This window comes from Nocardioides sp. P86 (assembly GCF_023712465.1).
Taxonomy (GTDB): domain Bacteria; phylum Actinomycetota; class Actinomycetes; order Propionibacteriales; family Nocardioidaceae; genus Nocardioides; species Nocardioides kribbensis.
The window spans coordinates 1036816-1050793 of the sequence record NZ_JAMAYE010000001.1 but is presented as its reverse complement, the minus strand read 5'-3'; the positions used below and the strand labels follow the sequence as shown (position 1 = coordinate 1050793).

Annotated in this window: 16 protein-coding genes; 10 read left to right on the top strand and 6 right to left on the bottom strand. The window is 73.3% G+C overall.

The features are described from left to right. Positions 1-49 precede the first annotated feature (49 nt). From tuf to M3673_RS04900, 3 genes are all read left to right on the top strand, one after another. Positions 50-1243, top strand: coding sequence for an elongation factor Tu (tuf, locus tag M3673_RS04910; RefSeq protein WP_056862065.1), 1194 nt, complete (start codon positions 50-52; stop codon positions 1241-1243). 116 nt (positions 1244-1359) lie between these two features. Beyond that, positions 1360-2082, top strand: coding sequence for a tRNA (guanosine(46)-N7)-methyltransferase TrmB (gene trmB, locus M3673_RS04905; protein WP_251532380.1), 723 nt, complete (start codon positions 1360-1362; stop codon positions 2080-2082). A 169-nt stretch (positions 2083-2251) separates the two neighbouring features. Beyond that, positions 2252-3466: a S8 family peptidase gene (locus M3673_RS04900; RefSeq protein WP_056862838.1), complete on the top strand. Its 1215-nt coding sequence runs from the start codon at positions 2252-2254 to the stop codon at positions 3464-3466. A 43-nt stretch (positions 3467-3509) separates the two neighbouring features. Here M3673_RS04900 and M3673_RS04895 read toward each other — a convergent pair whose 3' ends face one another. Further along, positions 3510-4319, bottom strand: a complete 810-nt coding sequence (locus tag M3673_RS04895; protein WP_251532372.1) for an RDD family protein — start codon at positions 4317-4319, stop codon at positions 3510-3512. 23 nt (positions 4320-4342) lie between these two features. On the opposite strand from M3673_RS04895, the gene M3673_RS04890 reads away from it, so the two are divergent. Then, positions 4343-5338, top strand: coding sequence for a stage II sporulation protein M (locus M3673_RS04890; RefSeq protein ID WP_251532370.1), 996 nt, complete (start codon positions 4343-4345; stop codon positions 5336-5338). 4 nt (positions 5339-5342) lie between these two features. On the opposite strand, the gene M3673_RS04885 is transcribed toward M3673_RS04890, so the two are convergent. From M3673_RS04885 to M3673_RS04865, 5 genes are read right to left on the bottom strand one after another with little or no spacing between them, the layout of a single operon-like run. Further along, complete coding sequence (locus M3673_RS04885) at positions 5343-6635, bottom strand: DUF58 domain-containing protein (protein ID WP_251532368.1); 1293 nt, start codon at positions 6633-6635, stop codon at positions 5343-5345. 8 nt (positions 6636-6643) lie between these two features. Then, entirely contained in the window at positions 6644-7636 is a 993-nt protein-coding gene (locus M3673_RS04880) for a MoxR family ATPase (RefSeq protein WP_193662514.1), read from the bottom strand. Beyond that, positions 7633-8736, bottom strand: a complete 1104-nt coding sequence (locus M3673_RS04875) for a DUF4350 domain-containing protein (protein ID WP_251532366.1) — start codon at positions 8734-8736, stop codon at positions 7633-7635. The genes M3673_RS04880 and M3673_RS04875 overlap by 4 nt, the downstream gene beginning before the upstream one ends. Next, complete coding sequence (locus M3673_RS04870) at positions 8733-9344, bottom strand: DUF4129 domain-containing protein (RefSeq protein ID WP_193662506.1); 612 nt, start codon at positions 9342-9344, stop codon at positions 8733-8735. Before M3673_RS04870 ends, M3673_RS04875 begins: the two co-directional genes overlap by 4 nt. Further along, positions 9341-10261 (bottom strand): hypothetical protein, encoded by a 921-nt coding sequence (locus M3673_RS04865; protein WP_251532364.1) that lies wholly within the window; start codon positions 10259-10261, stop codon positions 9341-9343. The genes M3673_RS04870 and M3673_RS04865 overlap by 4 nt, the downstream gene beginning before the upstream one ends. 658 nt (positions 10262-10919) lie before the next feature. Here M3673_RS04865 and rpsJ point away from each other — a divergent pair. Genes rpsJ through rpsS form a run of 6 tightly spaced genes read left to right on the top strand, consistent with a single transcriptional unit; the run spans position 10920 to position 13969 of the window. After that, positions 10920-11228 carry a 30S ribosomal protein S10 gene (gene rpsJ / locus M3673_RS04860; RefSeq protein WP_008360994.1) on the top strand — a complete coding sequence of 103 codons (309 nt, stop codon included), beginning with the start codon at positions 10920-10922 and terminating at the stop codon, positions 11226-11228. Positions 11229-11238: 10 nt separating this feature from the next. Beyond that, positions 11239-11901 carry a 50S ribosomal protein L3 gene (rplC, locus tag M3673_RS04855; RefSeq protein ID WP_082499866.1) on the top strand — a complete coding sequence of 221 codons (663 nt, stop codon included), beginning with the start codon at positions 11239-11241 and terminating at the stop codon, positions 11899-11901. 4 nt (positions 11902-11905) lie between these two features. Beyond that, on the top strand, positions 11906-12514 hold the full coding sequence (gene rplD, locus M3673_RS04850; protein WP_251532356.1) for a 50S ribosomal protein L4: 609 nt from the start codon (positions 11906-11908) through the stop codon (positions 12512-12514). After that, a complete protein-coding gene (rplW, locus tag M3673_RS04845; RefSeq protein WP_056862075.1) occupies positions 12511-12816 on the top strand; it encodes a 50S ribosomal protein L23 in 306 nt (101 codons plus the stop codon). Before rplD ends, rplW begins: the two co-directional genes overlap by 4 nt. Before the next feature lie 29 nt (positions 12817-12845). After that, on the top strand, positions 12846-13682 hold the full coding sequence (rplB, locus tag M3673_RS04840; RefSeq protein WP_056862076.1) for a 50S ribosomal protein L2: 837 nt from the start codon (positions 12846-12848) through the stop codon (positions 13680-13682). A gap of 5 nt (positions 13683-13687) precedes the next feature. Further along, positions 13688-13969, top strand: a complete 282-nt coding sequence (gene rpsS / locus M3673_RS04835; protein ID WP_056599671.1) for a 30S ribosomal protein S19 — start codon at positions 13688-13690, stop codon at positions 13967-13969. Positions 13970-13978 lie beyond the last annotated feature (9 nt).

Genomic DNA, 13978 nt, shown 5'->3' with positions numbered 1-13978 from the left:
CCCCCAGCAAGTACGAGTCAAGCAACAACCACCACAGGAGGAGCCCACCGTGGCTAAGGCGAAGTTCGAGCGGACCAAGCCGCACGTCAACATCGGCACCATCGGTCACATCGACCACGGCAAGACGACGCTGACCGCTGCCATCACGAAGGTGCTGCACGACAAGCACCCGGACCTCAACGCCGCTTCGGCGTTCGAGGACATCGACAAGGCTCCCGAGGAGCGTCAGCGCGGCATCACGATCTCGATCGCGCACGTCGAGTACCAGACCGAGAACCGCCACTACGCGCACGTCGACTGCCCCGGTCACGCCGACTACATCAAGAACATGATCACCGGCGCGGCTCAGATGGACGGCGCGATCCTCGTGGTCGCCGCGACCGACGGCCCCATGCCCCAGACGCGTGAGCACGTGCTGCTCGCCCGCCAGGTCGGCGTGCCGGCCCTGGTCGTCGCGCTCAACAAGTGCGACATGGTCGACGACGAGGAGCTCATCGAGCTCGTCGAGATGGAGGTGCGCGAGCTCCTCTCGGAGTACGAGTTCCCCGGCGACGACATCCCGGTCGTCCGCGTGGCCGCCTTCCCGGCGCTGCAGGGCGACGCCAAGTGGGGCGACTCGATCATGGAGCTCATGGACGCGGTCGACGAGGCCATCCCGACCCCCGAGCGTGAGACCGACAAGCCGTTCCTCATGCCCGTCGAGGACGTCTTCACGATCACCGGTCGCGGCACCGTCATCACCGGTCGCATCGAGCGCGGCATCGTCAAGGTCAACGAGGAGGTCGAGATCATCGGCATCCGCGAGAAGGCCCAGAAGTCGACCGTCACCGGTGTCGAGATGTTCCGCAAGCTGCTCGACGAGGGCCAGGCCGGCGAGAACGTCGGTCTCCTCCTGCGCGGCACCAAGCGCGAGGACATCGAGCGCGGCATGGTCGTCATCAAGCCGGGCACCACGACCCCGCACACCAACTTCGACGCCTCGGTCTACATCCTGTCGAAGGAGGAGGGCGGCCGTCACACGCCGTTCTTCAACAACTACCGCCCGCAGTTCTACTTCCGCACCACGGACGTGACGGGCGTCGTGACGCTGCCCGAGGGCACCGAGATGGTCATGCCCGGTGACAACACCGAGATGGCCGTCGAGCTGATCCAGCCCATCGCCATGGACGAGGGTCTGCGCTTCGCGATCCGCGAGGGCGGCCGCACCGTCGGCGCCGGTCGGGTCACCAAGATCACCAAGTGATCGACTGAAGCACCTGTGAGAGCCCCCAGCCTTCGGGCTGGGGGCTCTTGCGCGTCCGCACCACCCCAGCACCACCACGAGCACCCGCACCCGCACCAGCAACGCCGAGGAGAGACATGACCGACCGGGTGACCCCGGCCCGCCCCCACCTCAAGCTCACCGACGACGGCCGTCGGGTGCGCGAGGTGCTCAGCTACTCCCGGCGCGGCCAGCGCTTCACCCCGCGCCAGGCCGAGGCGTGGGAGGCCCACCACGAGGGTCTGGTCGTGCCCGACGAGGCCGTCGACGACCCCGACTTCTCCTGGGCCGCCTGGTTCGGCCGGCAGGCGCCGATGATCCTCGAGATCGGCTCGGGCGTGGGGGAGGCCACCGCCGTGCTGGCCGCCGCGCGACCGGCGTACGACGTGCTGGCGCTGGAGGTGTGGCGCCCGGGCGTGGCCGACACCCTGTGGCGGCTGGCCGAGACAGGGGCGACCAACGTGCGCCTCTGCGGGGTCGACGCCGTGTGGACCACCGAGCACCGCATCGCCCCGGGCACCCTGGAGGAGGTCTGGACCTTCTTCCCCGACCCGTGGCACAAGAAGAAGCACCGCAAGCGTCGCCTCGTCGACGCCGACTTCGCGGCCCTGGTCGCCTCCCGCCTGCGCCCCGGCGGCGCCTGGCGCCTGGCGACCGACTGGGGCGACTACGCCGAGCAGATGGAGGCCGTGCTCGACGCCGAGCCCGCCCTGGAGGGCGGCGTCGTGGAGCGCTGGGGCGAGCGTCCGGTGACGAAGTTCGAGCGCAAGGGCGTCGAGGCCGGCCGGGCCATCACCGACCTGGTCTACCGCCGGGTCTGACCCGATGGGCGGCGAGGGTGCCGCGAGGGTCGCTGCGAGGGTTTCCCCGCTAGTCACCGGGTGTGCGTGCGGGAGAGGTTGTGCCCGACGACGTGGTGTCGTCCACCGTCCGCTCTCGGGACGTGTGTCCTACGTGGGGACCGGGACCCGGTCCTTGGAGGTCATGAAGATGGTCAAGCACGCAGCCCTGTCGACCGCGGCCCTCGCCGCGCTCGCCCTCGGTGCGGTCGGCGTCGCGGGCAGCCCCGCCGCCACCGCGCTCCCCGCCGGCTCCGACACCGTCGCCACCGCGCCGGCCGAGGCAGGCTCCGCCCCGCTGCTGCGCAGCTCCGACGCGATCTCCGGGCGCTACATCGTCGTGCTGAAGGAGGGGGCCGACAAGGTCCGCGCCGAGGCCGACGGCGCCGTCGCCGGCGAGGGCGGCAAGGTCACCGAGGTCTACGACGACCTGGGCGGCTACGCCGCGCGGCTGACCCCCGAGCAGCTCGACGCCGTGCGTGCCGACCCCGACACGCAGTTCGTGCAGCAGGACGCGGTCGTGACCATCTCCGCCACCCAGAGCAACGCCACCTGGGGCCTGGACCGCATCGACCAGCGCTCGCTGCCCCGCTCGGGCACCTTCACCTACAACGCCACCGGCTCCGGTGTGCGGGCCTACGTCATCGACACCGGCATCAACGCCTCGCACGCCGACTTCGCCGGCCGCGTCGCCGCCGGCGCCACCGCCATCAACGACGGCCGCGGCACCAGCGACTGCAACGGCCACGGCACCCACGTCGCCGGCACCGTCGGCGGCTCGACCTACGGCGTGGCCAAGCAGGTCACCCTCGTGCCCGTGCGCGTGCTCGACTGCCAGGGCTCGGGCGCCAACTCCGGCGTCATCGCGGGCATGGACTGGGTCGCCGGCCAGGGCGTGCGCCCGGCCGTGGCCAACATGAGCCTGGGCGGCCCCGCCGACAGCGCCACCGACGCCGCCATCCAGCGCATGGTCAACGCCGGTGTCACCACCGTGGTCGCGGCCGGCAACGAGAACCAGAACGCCTGCAACGTCTCGCCCGCCCGCGCCGCGTCGGCCATCACCGTCGGCGCCACGACGTCGAGCGACGCCCGTGCGTCGTACTCCAACTACGGCTCCTGCGTGGACATCTTCGCGCCGGGCTCCTCGATCACCTCGGCGTGGATCGGCAGCTCGACGGCCACCAACACCATCTCGGGCACCTCGATGGCCTCCCCGCACGTCGCGGGCGTGGCCGCGCAGTACCTCCAGACCAACCCCTCGGCCTCCCCGGCCACGGTGACCAACGCCCTCCTCGGCAACGCCACCACCAACGTGGTCTCCGGCGTCAACGGCTCGCCCAACCGCCTGCTCTTCACCAGCTACTGAGCACACGCCCCGCGCTGAGCCCCCGACCGACGCGGTCGGGGGCTCAGCCGCGTGAGGTGAGCCGCTGGCGCATCCGGGCCTCGCGCTCCAGGCGGGCGGTGTCGCGCTCGCGGCGCGCGGCCACGACGGCCACCAGGAACGCCTCGGGCGGGGTGCCGGGCGGCGGGGGCGGTGAGACGTGCGGGGCCACCTGCTCGGCCAGGCGGGCCGCCAGGCCCGCGCGCGCGGCGGGGTCCACCTGACCCAGGCGCCCCAGCAGCTGACGCACGGCGACCGCGAGACCCAGGGGCAGCGGCGCGATGTCGGCGCCGCGGGCCCACGCGGCGAGCGGTGGCGGCATCGGCAGCGGCGGCGCCAGCTGCAGACGCACCCGCTCGCGCACGACGTAGGTGCCGGCGGCGTAGTCGCCGAGCCGCTTGCCCCGGGAGCTGACCAGCGCGGAGAGGAAGGCCGGGGCCCCGGTGAAGGCGTAGACCTCCACGAAGCCGACCAGGGACCGCACGAAGGCGTGCTGGAAGGAGATCGGCCCGGCGTCGTCGCGCACCGTGCGCAGCCCCATCGCCCACTTGCCCAGCGACTTGCCGCGGGTGAGCGTCTCGACCGCGGTCGGCACGACCAGGAAGACCACGATCAGCGAGCCGATCATGCCCACGGTGGCGAGGGCCTGGTCGGCCTGCAGGGTCGCGGTGAGCAGCAGGAGCACCACGGCCACGAGCAGCGCCACGGTCACCACCACGTCGATGAGCCCCGACACCATCCGGGCGCCGAGCCCGGCCGCCGGCAGGTCGAGGGCGACCGCGTCGCCGGTGACGAGGTCGTCGGCGGTGAGGTGCGCGCGATCGGGGGTCGACATCGCCGCCAGTCTAGGCTGGGTGCGTGGACCTCGACGCCTACGTGCAGGCGCACGCGCGCGACTGGCAGCGGCTCGAGGAGCTCGTGGGCCGCCGGCGCCTCGACGGGGCGGCCAGCGACGAGCTGGTCGAGCTCTACCAGCGCGTCGGCACCCACCTCTCGGTCGTGCGGGCCTCGGCTCCCGACCCGACCCTGGTGGCCCACCTCTCCTCGCTGCTGGCGCGCGCCCGCAACCGCGCCGTCGGCACCCGGGTCGGCTCGTGGCGCACCGTGGCGTCGTTCTTCGTCGACCGCTTCCCCGCCGCTCTCTACCGGCTGCGCTGGTGGTGGCTGGGCTGCCTGGCCGGCAACGTGGTGGTGACCGCGGTGATGATGCTGTGGCTGCTCGACAACCCGGTGGTGGAGCAGTCGCTGCTCTCGCCCGCCGAGGTCGACCAGCTGGTGCAGCAGGACTTCGAGGGCTACTACAGCGAGTACGCCGCCGGCAGCTTCGCCACCCAGGTGTGGGTCAACAACGCCTGGGTCGCCGCGCTCTGCATCGCCCTCGGGGTGCTGGGCCTGCCGGTGGTCTACGTGCTCTTCACCAACATCAGCAACCTCGCGATCATCGGCTCGATCATGCACCGCGCCGACCGGGGGCAGCAGTTCTGGGGCCTGATCCTGCCCCACGGGCTGCTCGAACTCACGGCCGTCTTCGTGGCCGGCGGGGTGGGGCTGCGGCTGTTCTGGTCGTGGATCGAGCCCGGCGCGCTGTCGCGGGGGCAGTCGATCGCGCGCGAGGGCCGCACGGCGGGCACGGTCGCCCTCGGGCTGGTCGTGGTGCTCCTCGTCTCGGGCGCCATCGAGGGCTTCGTGACGCCCTCGGGGCTGCCGACCTGGGCCCGGGTGGGCATCGGCGTGCTCGCCGAGGCGGTGTTCCTCGCCTACGTCCTCGTGCTGGGCCGCCGCGCGGTGCAGCGGGGCCACACCGGCGACCTCGACGCCGCGCTGCTCGAGGACCGGGTCGCCACCCAGGCCTGAGCCCCTACAGCAGCCCGCGGGCCTTGAGCCCGAGGTAGTGGTCGGCCAGTGCGGGGGGCAGCCGCTCGGCGTCGGCGTCGACCACGTCGACCCCGAGGGCGCGCAGCAGCTCGGCGGTGCGGGTCCGGCGCTCGAGCACCTGCTCGGCGGCCGCGGCGGCGTACACCTCCTCGGCGGTGCCGCGGGCGGCGGCCAGCCGGCCGAGCGCGGGGTCGCGCACGGAGGCCACCACCACCCGGTGGTGGCGCACGAGCACGGGCAGCACGGGCAGCAGGCCCTCCTCGACCGCGGCGGGCTCGAGCGGGGTCAGCAGCACGACCAGTGCCCGCTGCCGCCCGAGGCCGGTGACGGCGCCGGCCAGCGCACGCCAGTCGGCCTCCACGATCACCGGCTCCAGGTCGGCCATCTGCTCCTGGAGCCGCGCCGCGACGTCACGGGCCCCGGCCGCGCGCAGCCGGGCCCGCACGACCCGGTCACCGGCCAGGAGGTCGACCCGGTCGCCGGCGCGCGCGGCCAGCGCCCCCAGCAGCAGCGCGGCGTCCATGGCGGAGTCGAGGCGCGGCACGTCGTCGACGCGGCCGGCCGAGGTGCGTGAGGTGTCGAGCACGAGCACCACCCGGCGGTCGCGCTCGGGCTGCCAGGTGCGCACGACCACCGAGCGGTTGCGGGCCGTGGAGCGCCAGTCGATGGAGCGCACGTCGTCGCCGCGCACGTACTCGCGCAGCGAGTCGAACTCGGTGCCCTGGCCCCGCACCCGCACGGCGGCGCGCCCGTCGAGGTCGCGCAGCCGGGCCAGGCGGGAGGGCAGGTGCTTGCGCGACTCGAACGCCGGGAGCGCCCGCACGCTCCCGGGCAGGGCCGTCGTGGCCTGGCGCGCGACCAGCCCGAGCGGCCCCCAGCAGCGCACGGTGACGCCGACGGCGCGCAGGTCGCCGCGCCGGCGCGGGCGCAGCGGGGTGCGCAGCAGCACCGTCGCGCCCCCGGCCAGGTCGAGCCGGTGCCGGTCGGGCCCGGCCCCGGCGGTGGGCTGCCAGGCGTCGCGCAGCACGCCGTGCACCCGTCGGCGCCCGTCGTTGCGCACCAGCAGCGCGCTCTCGACCTCCTCGTGCAGCCGGGTCGTCGGCACGGGCCGGCGCTCCAGGTGCAGGGTGCCGGGTCGCGGGGCGAGCAGGAGGTCGGCCGTCGCGAGCACGCCGACGACCAGCACCCACAGCCACACCGTGCCCACGGCGGGGCGCAGCACCACCGCGACCAGCCCGAGGGCCAGCAGCAGGGGGAGGCGACCGGAGACGGCCACGGCGCTCCTCAGCGCGGGACCGGCACGGAGCCGATCGCCGAGGAGAGCACCTGGCCGACGTCGACACCCTCGAGCTCGGCCTCGGGCCGCAGCCCCAGCCGGTGCACCAGCGTGGCGTGGGCGAGGGCCTTGACGTCGTCGGGGGTGACGAAGTCGCGTCCGTTGAGCCACGCCCAGGCCCGCGAGGTCCGCAGCAGCGCCGTGGTGCCGCGGGGGCTGACACCGAGGCTGAGCGAGGGGGAGGTCCGGGTGGCGCGGGCGATGTCGACGATGTAGCCGACGACCTCCGGGGAGACCTGCACGGCGGCCACGGCAGCGCGGCCCGCGGCGACGTCGTCGGGGCCGGCGACGGGGCGGACGCCGGCGGCGGCCACGTCGCGGGGGTCGAAGCCCGCGGCGTGGCGGTGCAGCACCTCCAGCTCGTCCTCGCGCCCGGGCACCGGCAGCACCACCTTGAGCAGGAACCGGTCCAGCTGGGCCTCGGGCAGCGGGTAGGTGCCCTCGTGCTCCACGGGGTTCTGGGTGGCCGCGACCAGGAAGGGCACGGGCAGCGGGTGGGAGGTGCCGTCCACCGAGACCTGGCCCTCCTCCATCGCCTCCAGCAGCGCCGACTGGGTCTTGGGCGGGGTCCGGTTGATCTCGTCGGCCAGCAGCAGCTGGGTGAAGACGGGCCCCTCCCGGAAGCGCAGCTCACCGCCCTGGCCCTCGATCACCATCGAGCCGGTGATGTCGCCCGGCATCAGGTCGGGGGTGAACTGCACGCGCCGGGTGCCGACCGAGAGGGCGCCGGCGAGGCTGCGCACGAGCAGGGTCTTGGCCGTGCCCGGCACCCCCTCCATCAGCACGTGGCCGCCGCACAGCAGGGCCACGAGCAGGCCGGAGACGGCGGCGTCCTGGCCGACGACGGCCTTGGCCACCTCGGCGCGGACCGCGGCGATGCGCTCGCGGGGGTCGCCGGTCGGGGCGGGGGTCCCGGTCAGGGGTCGGGGGGTGTCGGTCACGGGGTGCGTACCTCTCGGTCGAGCTCGGCCAGCGCGCCGGCCAGGGCGATCAGGTCCCGGTCGGTGCCGGGAGCGGGGGAGTCGGGGTCGAGCAGACGGGCGACGTCGGCCGCGGACCGGCCGGTGCGGGCGGCGACCTGCTCCGCGACGACGTCGAGCCCGGCGCCCACCGGGAGGCGCAGTCGGGCCGCACCGCGCCGTCGGGCGGCCTCGCGCAGCGCCCGCGCGGCGTGGCCGCGGTCGGCGGCGTGGTGGTAGAGCCGGCCACGGCTCAGGGTGGTCTCGACGGCGCTCACCGCCACCGGCAGCGGCTCGACCGAGAGCCGGCCCAGCCGCCGCCCCCGCCAGAGCACGACGGCCAGGAGCACGACCACGGCGAGCACGAGACCGGGCGCGACCCAGCGGGGCACGAGCCCGGAGAGACCGACGGCGTCGCCACCCTCGAGGTCACCCACCGACGGCACGTACCACACCAGGCGCTGCCCCTGACCGAGCAGGCGCAGCGCCACCGCGGCGTTGTCGGCACGCAGCACCTGGTCGTTGCTCAGCGCCTGCCCGGCCCCGAGGAGGGTCACGCCCCCGACCTCGGCCACCACCGCGCGTCCGCGGCTGCCGAAGCAGCCCGGCGCGTCGTACGCCGTGGCCGTGTCGGTGGCGAGCACGAGTCCGGCCAGCGCCGGGGTGCCGCACCCGGCGGCGAGCCCGTCGCCGGGGTCGACGGCCACGGGCTCGGCCGCGAGACCGAGGGCGTCGAGCGCGCCCGGGCGGGCGTCGACCACGACCAGGCGGCCGGGGGCGGCGGCGCGCAGCAGGCCCTCGGCCGTGCTGCGGCCCAGTGCCTCGGTGCCGGTGACGACCACGGTGGTGCCGGCGTCGACGTCGGCCGCGTCGAGCGCCGCGGCGTCGCGGGCCACCTCCACCTGCACGCCACGGTCGGCGAGCACCCGGGCCACGGCCTGCGCCCCGTCGGGGTCGGGGTTGTCGGGGTCGAGGGGGTCGGTGGTGCGGGCGCCGCCGCCGAGGAGCACGGCGACGACCACGGCGAGCGCGAGGGCGGTCGCGACGACCAGGGCGGAGGTGTGGCGTCGCAGCCGCCTCACCGGCGCGCCCCGACCAGGGTGTCGAGGAGGTCGAGCACGCCGCGCGCGGCGGCCTCGTCGGCGCGGCGCTCGCCGTAGCGCACCAGGTCGAAGGTCCGGGCGGCGGCCGCGGCCGCGTCGGCCAGCGGGGGGTGGCCCGCACCGAGGGCGAGGGCCACCTCGCGGGCCGTCGCACCGGGGTTGTCGGCGAGCAGGCCGCGCTCGACCTCGCGCAGGGTGAGCGCACGGAAGGCCTCGACGACCACGTCGTCCCAGCGCCCGTCGGCCGCGGCGTCGTGCGCGCGGCGGGTGAGCTCGTCGGCGCCGACACCGGTGCCGGCGAGCACGGCGTCGGCGGGCCCGGCGAGGCGCGCCGACCCGCGCGCCCGCGAGAGGAGCCAGCCGAGGGCGAGCACGAGCAGCAGCGCCGCGACGACGGCGGCGAGCGTGGTCAGCGGAGGCGCCCCCGACGCGGCGACCAGGGCGTCGTCGACGAGCCGCTGGAGCGCGTCGAGCACCTGCTGGAGCACGTCGCGCTCGTGGTACTCCGGGCGCAGCAGCTCCTGGCGCAGCGCCGTGCGGGCGTCGTCGGGGGAGGGGGTCGGCCCCGCCACGAGCAGCGGGGTCACGGCCGGGTGATCCCCGCCTGGGTCATCAGGTCGACGTCGTAGGCCTCGCGGCGGATGCGCAGGTCGAGGTACTGCAGCGCCGTGACGGCGGTGGTGAAGGGGGCCACGAACGCCGTGGAGACGACCGTCGACAGGGCCTGGAGCAGCACCAGGCCGAGCACCTGGTACTCCGGCCCGACCGCCAGCAGGGCGAGCTGTCCGCCGAAGGAGAAGGGCAGGGTGAGCACCGAGCTCGCCACGCCGGTGAGCACGACGGTGAGCAGCGCGATGCCGAAGGTGCGCCAGAAGGCGCCCCGGGTCAGCCCGTAGCCGCGGCGCAGGGCCTGGCGGATCGTGAGGCCCTCCATCATCAGCGCCGGCGCGGGCAGGTAGTAGACCCGGATCCAGAACCACGTCATGAACGCGACCAGGAGCAGTCCGCTGAGCACGGCGTAGACCACGACCTGCCAGGTGGCGGTGGACAGCAGCACGACGGGCACGTAGGTGGCGGCGTAGAGCGCCAGCACCGTCAGCGTCAGCACGAGGAGCAGCGCGGCGAGGCCGACGAGCCGCAGCCGTTGGCCGGCCGTGGCCCGCCACGCCTCGCCGAGGCTCAGGCGGCGACCGACGGCGGCCGCGGCCACGACGTGGGCCACCATGCCCGCCACGAGGATGAGCCCCACCTGCTGCAGGAGCGTGCCGACACCCAGGGCGCCGAACGACCCGAGGAAGCCCACCACCGACTCCGTCGACGGCGAGTCGGCCGAGAGCAGGCTGAGGTCGACGGTGAAGGTCAGCACGCTGGTCACCAGCACGGGGACCACCATCGCCACCGCGGCGACCAGCACGGCGGCACCGACGGTGGCCTGCGGGTTGTGCCGGATCGTGCGGAAGGCGGCGTCGTAGAGGTCGCCCAGACCCAGCGGCCGCAGCGGCACCGCGCCGGGCCGGTGCACCGGCCGCGGGGCCGGGGGCGGCCCCCACGTGCCGGGCGGCGGGGTCGGCCCCGCGGGAGGAGGGGTCCACCCCGGCGGCGGCGGGCCCCAGCCGCCGGGCGGCGGATGGCCGTGGTCGTTCGACATCGCTCTCCCGTCGTGCGTGCCCGGTCCGGCACGACCTGCGTGGGCCGCTATCCTCGCAGGTGCGCGCGATCGGCGGTGCTCGACCCGGTGCTCGAACCGGTGCCCGACCCGACCTCCACGGGCGGTCGCCAGGACGATTTGGCCCCACCGGAGGGATCTGCCAAGATAGTCCGGTTGCTTCGGCGGGTTGCCGGGGTGCGCCACATTTTGACTACTGAATCGCGTCTCCGCTCCCTCGAGGGGCACCCAGTGATGGGGAGATCGGTGGTGGTCGGCCCGTGGCGGCACCGCACCAGGAGACCCGATCAGCCTGACGAACCGTCGGGCGTCACCGATCAGACGTGAGCAGGATCCCGGTCCTGTGTCGTGCCCAGCGCAGATCCTTGTGCAGGCCGCGCGACACGCCCGACCGCGGGGGTCGGCCACGAGGTGATGGCAACAGGGCGGGACCCACTCAAGCCCGAGGAATCCCGGACACGCACGCGGCAGCTGAGAAGAAGGACGGACGAGACCTATGGCGGGACAGAAGATCCGCATCAGGCTCAAGGCCTATGACCACGAGGTGATCGACACCTCGGCGCGCAAGATCGTGGACACGGTCACCCGCACGGGTGCCAAGGTCGCCGGCCCGGTGCCGCTGCCGACCGAGAAGAACGTGTACTGCGTGATCCGCTCGCCCCACAAGTACAAGGACTCCCGCGAGCACTTCGAGATGCGCACCCACAAGCGCCTCATCGACATCATCGACCCGACGCCGAAGACGGTCGACTCGCTCATGCGCCTCGACCTGCCTGCCGGCGTCGACATCGAGATCAAGCTCTGAGGTCACTGACATGACGATGGAACGCAACCAGAAGGGCCTGCTGGGCACGAAGCTCGGCATGACCCAGCTGTGGGACGAGAACAACCGCATCGTCCCCGTGACCGTGATCGCCGCGAGCACCAACGTGGTCACCCAGGTCCGCACCCCCGAGAAGGACGGCTACAACGCCGTGCAGATCGGGTTCGGCGAGATCGAGGCCCGCAAGGTCAACAAGCCGCAGGCCGGTCACTTCACCAAGACCGCGGGCACCACCCCCCGCCGTCACCTCGTCGAGATCCGCACCGCTGCGGCCGGCGACTACACCGTGGGCCAGGAGCTCGCCGTCGACACCTTCGCCGCGGGCGAGGAGATCGACGTCACCGGCACCAGCAAGGGCAAGGGCTTCGCCGGTGTCATGAAGCGTCACGGCTTCGCCGGTGTGTCCGCCTCGCACGGTGCCCACCGCAACCACCGCAAGCCCGGCTCGATCGGCGCCTGCGCCACGCCGGGCCGAGTGTTCAAGGGCGTCCGCATGGCCGGCCGGATGGGTAGTGACACGGTCACGACCCAGAACGTCACCGTGCACGCCGTCGACGTCGAGAAGGGCCTGATCCTGCTCAAGGGTGCCGTTCCCGGCCCCCGCGGCGGGCTGATCGTGCTCCGCTCGGCTGCCAAGAAGACGCAGGAGGCCTGAGCACATGGCTATCAAGACCGTCAAGGTCGACCTGCCCGCCGAGATCTTCGACGTGGCGGTCAACATCCCCCTGATGCACCAGGTCGTCGTGGCCCAGCAGGCCGCTGCGCGCCAGGGCACGCACGCCACCAAGACGCGGGCCGAGGTCCGCGGTGGTGGTCGCAAGCCCTACAAGCAGAAGGGCACCGGCCGCGCCCGCCAGGGCTCGACCCGCGCGCCGCAGTTCGCCGGCGGTGGCGTGGTCCACGGCCCGCAGCCGCGCAACTACGACCAGCGCACCCCCAAGAAGATGAAGGCCGCCGCCCTGCGCGCCGCCCTCTCCGACCGGGCCCGCAACGACCGCATCCACGTCGTGGAGTCGCTCGTCACCGGCGACGTCCCCTCGACCAAGAGCGCCCTGGCCAACCTGGCCGGCCTCTCGGAGCGCACGAAGTTCCTCGTGGTGCTCGAGCGCAACGACTCCGTCACCTGGCTCTCGCTGCGCAACGCGCAGCACGTGCACATCGTGGCCGTCGACCAGCTCAACACCTACGACGTGCTCGCTGCCGACGACGTGGTCTTCAGCAAGGGCGCGTACGACGTGCTCGTGAGCGCCAAGGAGGATGCCAAGTGAGCACCCTGCACAAGGACCACCGCGACGTCCTGCTCGCGCCGGTCGTGTCGGAGAAGAGCTACGGCCTGCTCGACGCGAACAAGTACACGTTCGTCGTGCACCCCGACGCCAACAAGACCGAGATCAAGATCGCGGTCGAGAAGATCTTCGGCGTCAAGGTCACCTCGGTGAACACGCTGAACCGCGCGGGCAAGACCCGTCGGACCCGCAACGGTCTGGGCAAGCGCAAGGACACGAAGCGCGCGATCGTCAGCCTCGCCGAGGGTCACCGCATCGACATCTTCGGGGGTCCGGTCTCCTGACCGGGCAGCTGGATACGAGGACATAGACAATGGCTATCCGCAAGTACAAGCCGACCACCCCGGGCCGTCGTGGCTCGTCGGTCGCCGACTTCGTCGAGATCACCCGCACCACGCCGGAGAAGTCCCTGGTCGTGCCGCTGCCCAAGAAGGGCGGTCGCAACAACCAGGGTCGGATCACCACCCGGCACCAGGGCGGCGGTCACAAGCGCGCCTACCGGATCATCGACTTCCGTCGCTACGACAAGGACGGCGTCCCGGCGAAGGTCGCCCACATCGAGTACGACCCGAACCGCACCGCGCGCATCGCGCTGCTGCACTACGCCGACGGCGAGAAGCGCTACATCATCGCGCCGAAGGGCCTGACGCAGGGCACCCCGGTCGAGAGCGGCCCCCACGCCGACATCAAGACCGGCAACAACCTGCCGCTGCGCAACATCCCGGTCGGTTCGACCATCCACGCCGTGGAGCTGCGGCCCGGCGGCGGCGCGAAGATCGCCCGCTCCGCCGGCAACAGCGCCCAGCTGGTCGCCCGTGAGGGCAGCCGCGCCACGCTGCGCATGCCCTCGGGCGAGATGCGCTTCGTCGACGTGCGCTGCCGCGCCACGATCGGCGAGGTCGGCAACGCCGAGCAGTCGAACATCAACTGGGGCAAGGCCGGCCGCATGCGCTGGAAGGGCAAGCGCCCGACGGTGCGAGGCGTCGTGATGAACCCGGTCGACCACCCGCACGGTGGTGGCGAGGGCAAGACCTCGGGTGGTCGTCACCCGGTGTCCCCCTGGGGCAAGCCCGAGGGCCGCACGCGCAAGCGCAAGGCCTCCGACTCCCAGATCATCCGTCGTCGCAAGTCCGGCAAGGGTAGGAAGTAACCGACATGCCTCGCAGCCTGAAGAAGGGCCCCTTCATCGACGACCACCTTCAGAAGAAGGTGGACGCCGAGAACGAGAAGGGCTCGCACAACGTCATCAAGACCTGGTCGCGCCGGTCGATGATCGTGCCCGACATGATCGGTCACACCATCGCCGTGCACGACGGGCGCAAGCACGTCCCGGTGTTCGTGACCGACTCGATGGTCGGCCACAAGCTGGGCGAGTTCGCCCCCACCCGCACCTACCGCGGGCACGTGAAGGAAGACCGGAAGGGCCGCCGCCGCTGATGCGGCCGG

Excerpts from the sequence above, each read along its gene's own strand:
- rplB (WP_056862076.1), top strand. The coding sequence starts at position 12,846 with ATGGCTATCCGCAAGTACAAGCCGACCACCCCGGGCCGTCGTGGCTCG.
- trmB (WP_251532380.1), top strand. The coding sequence starts at position 1,360 with ATGACCGACCGGGTGACCCCGGCCCGCCCCCACCTCAAGCTCACCGAC.
- rpsS (WP_056599671.1), top strand. The coding sequence starts at position 13,688 with ATGCCTCGCAGCCTGAAGAAGGGCCCCTTCATCGACGACCACCTTCAG.
- rplD (WP_251532356.1), top strand. The coding sequence starts at position 11,906 with ATGGCTATCAAGACCGTCAAGGTCGACCTGCCCGCCGAGATCTTCGAC.
- rplC (WP_082499866.1), top strand. The coding sequence starts at position 11,239 with ATGACGATGGAACGCAACCAGAAGGGCCTGCTGGGCACGAAGCTCGGC.
- M3673_RS04895 (WP_251532372.1), bottom strand. The coding sequence starts at position 4,319 with ATGTCGACCCCCGATCGCGCGCACCTCACCGCCGACGACCTCGTCACC.
- M3673_RS04900 (WP_056862838.1), top strand. The coding sequence starts at position 2,252 with ATGGTCAAGCACGCAGCCCTGTCGACCGCGGCCCTCGCCGCGCTCGCC.
- rpsJ (WP_008360994.1), top strand. The coding sequence starts at position 10,920 with ATGGCGGGACAGAAGATCCGCATCAGGCTCAAGGCCTATGACCACGAG.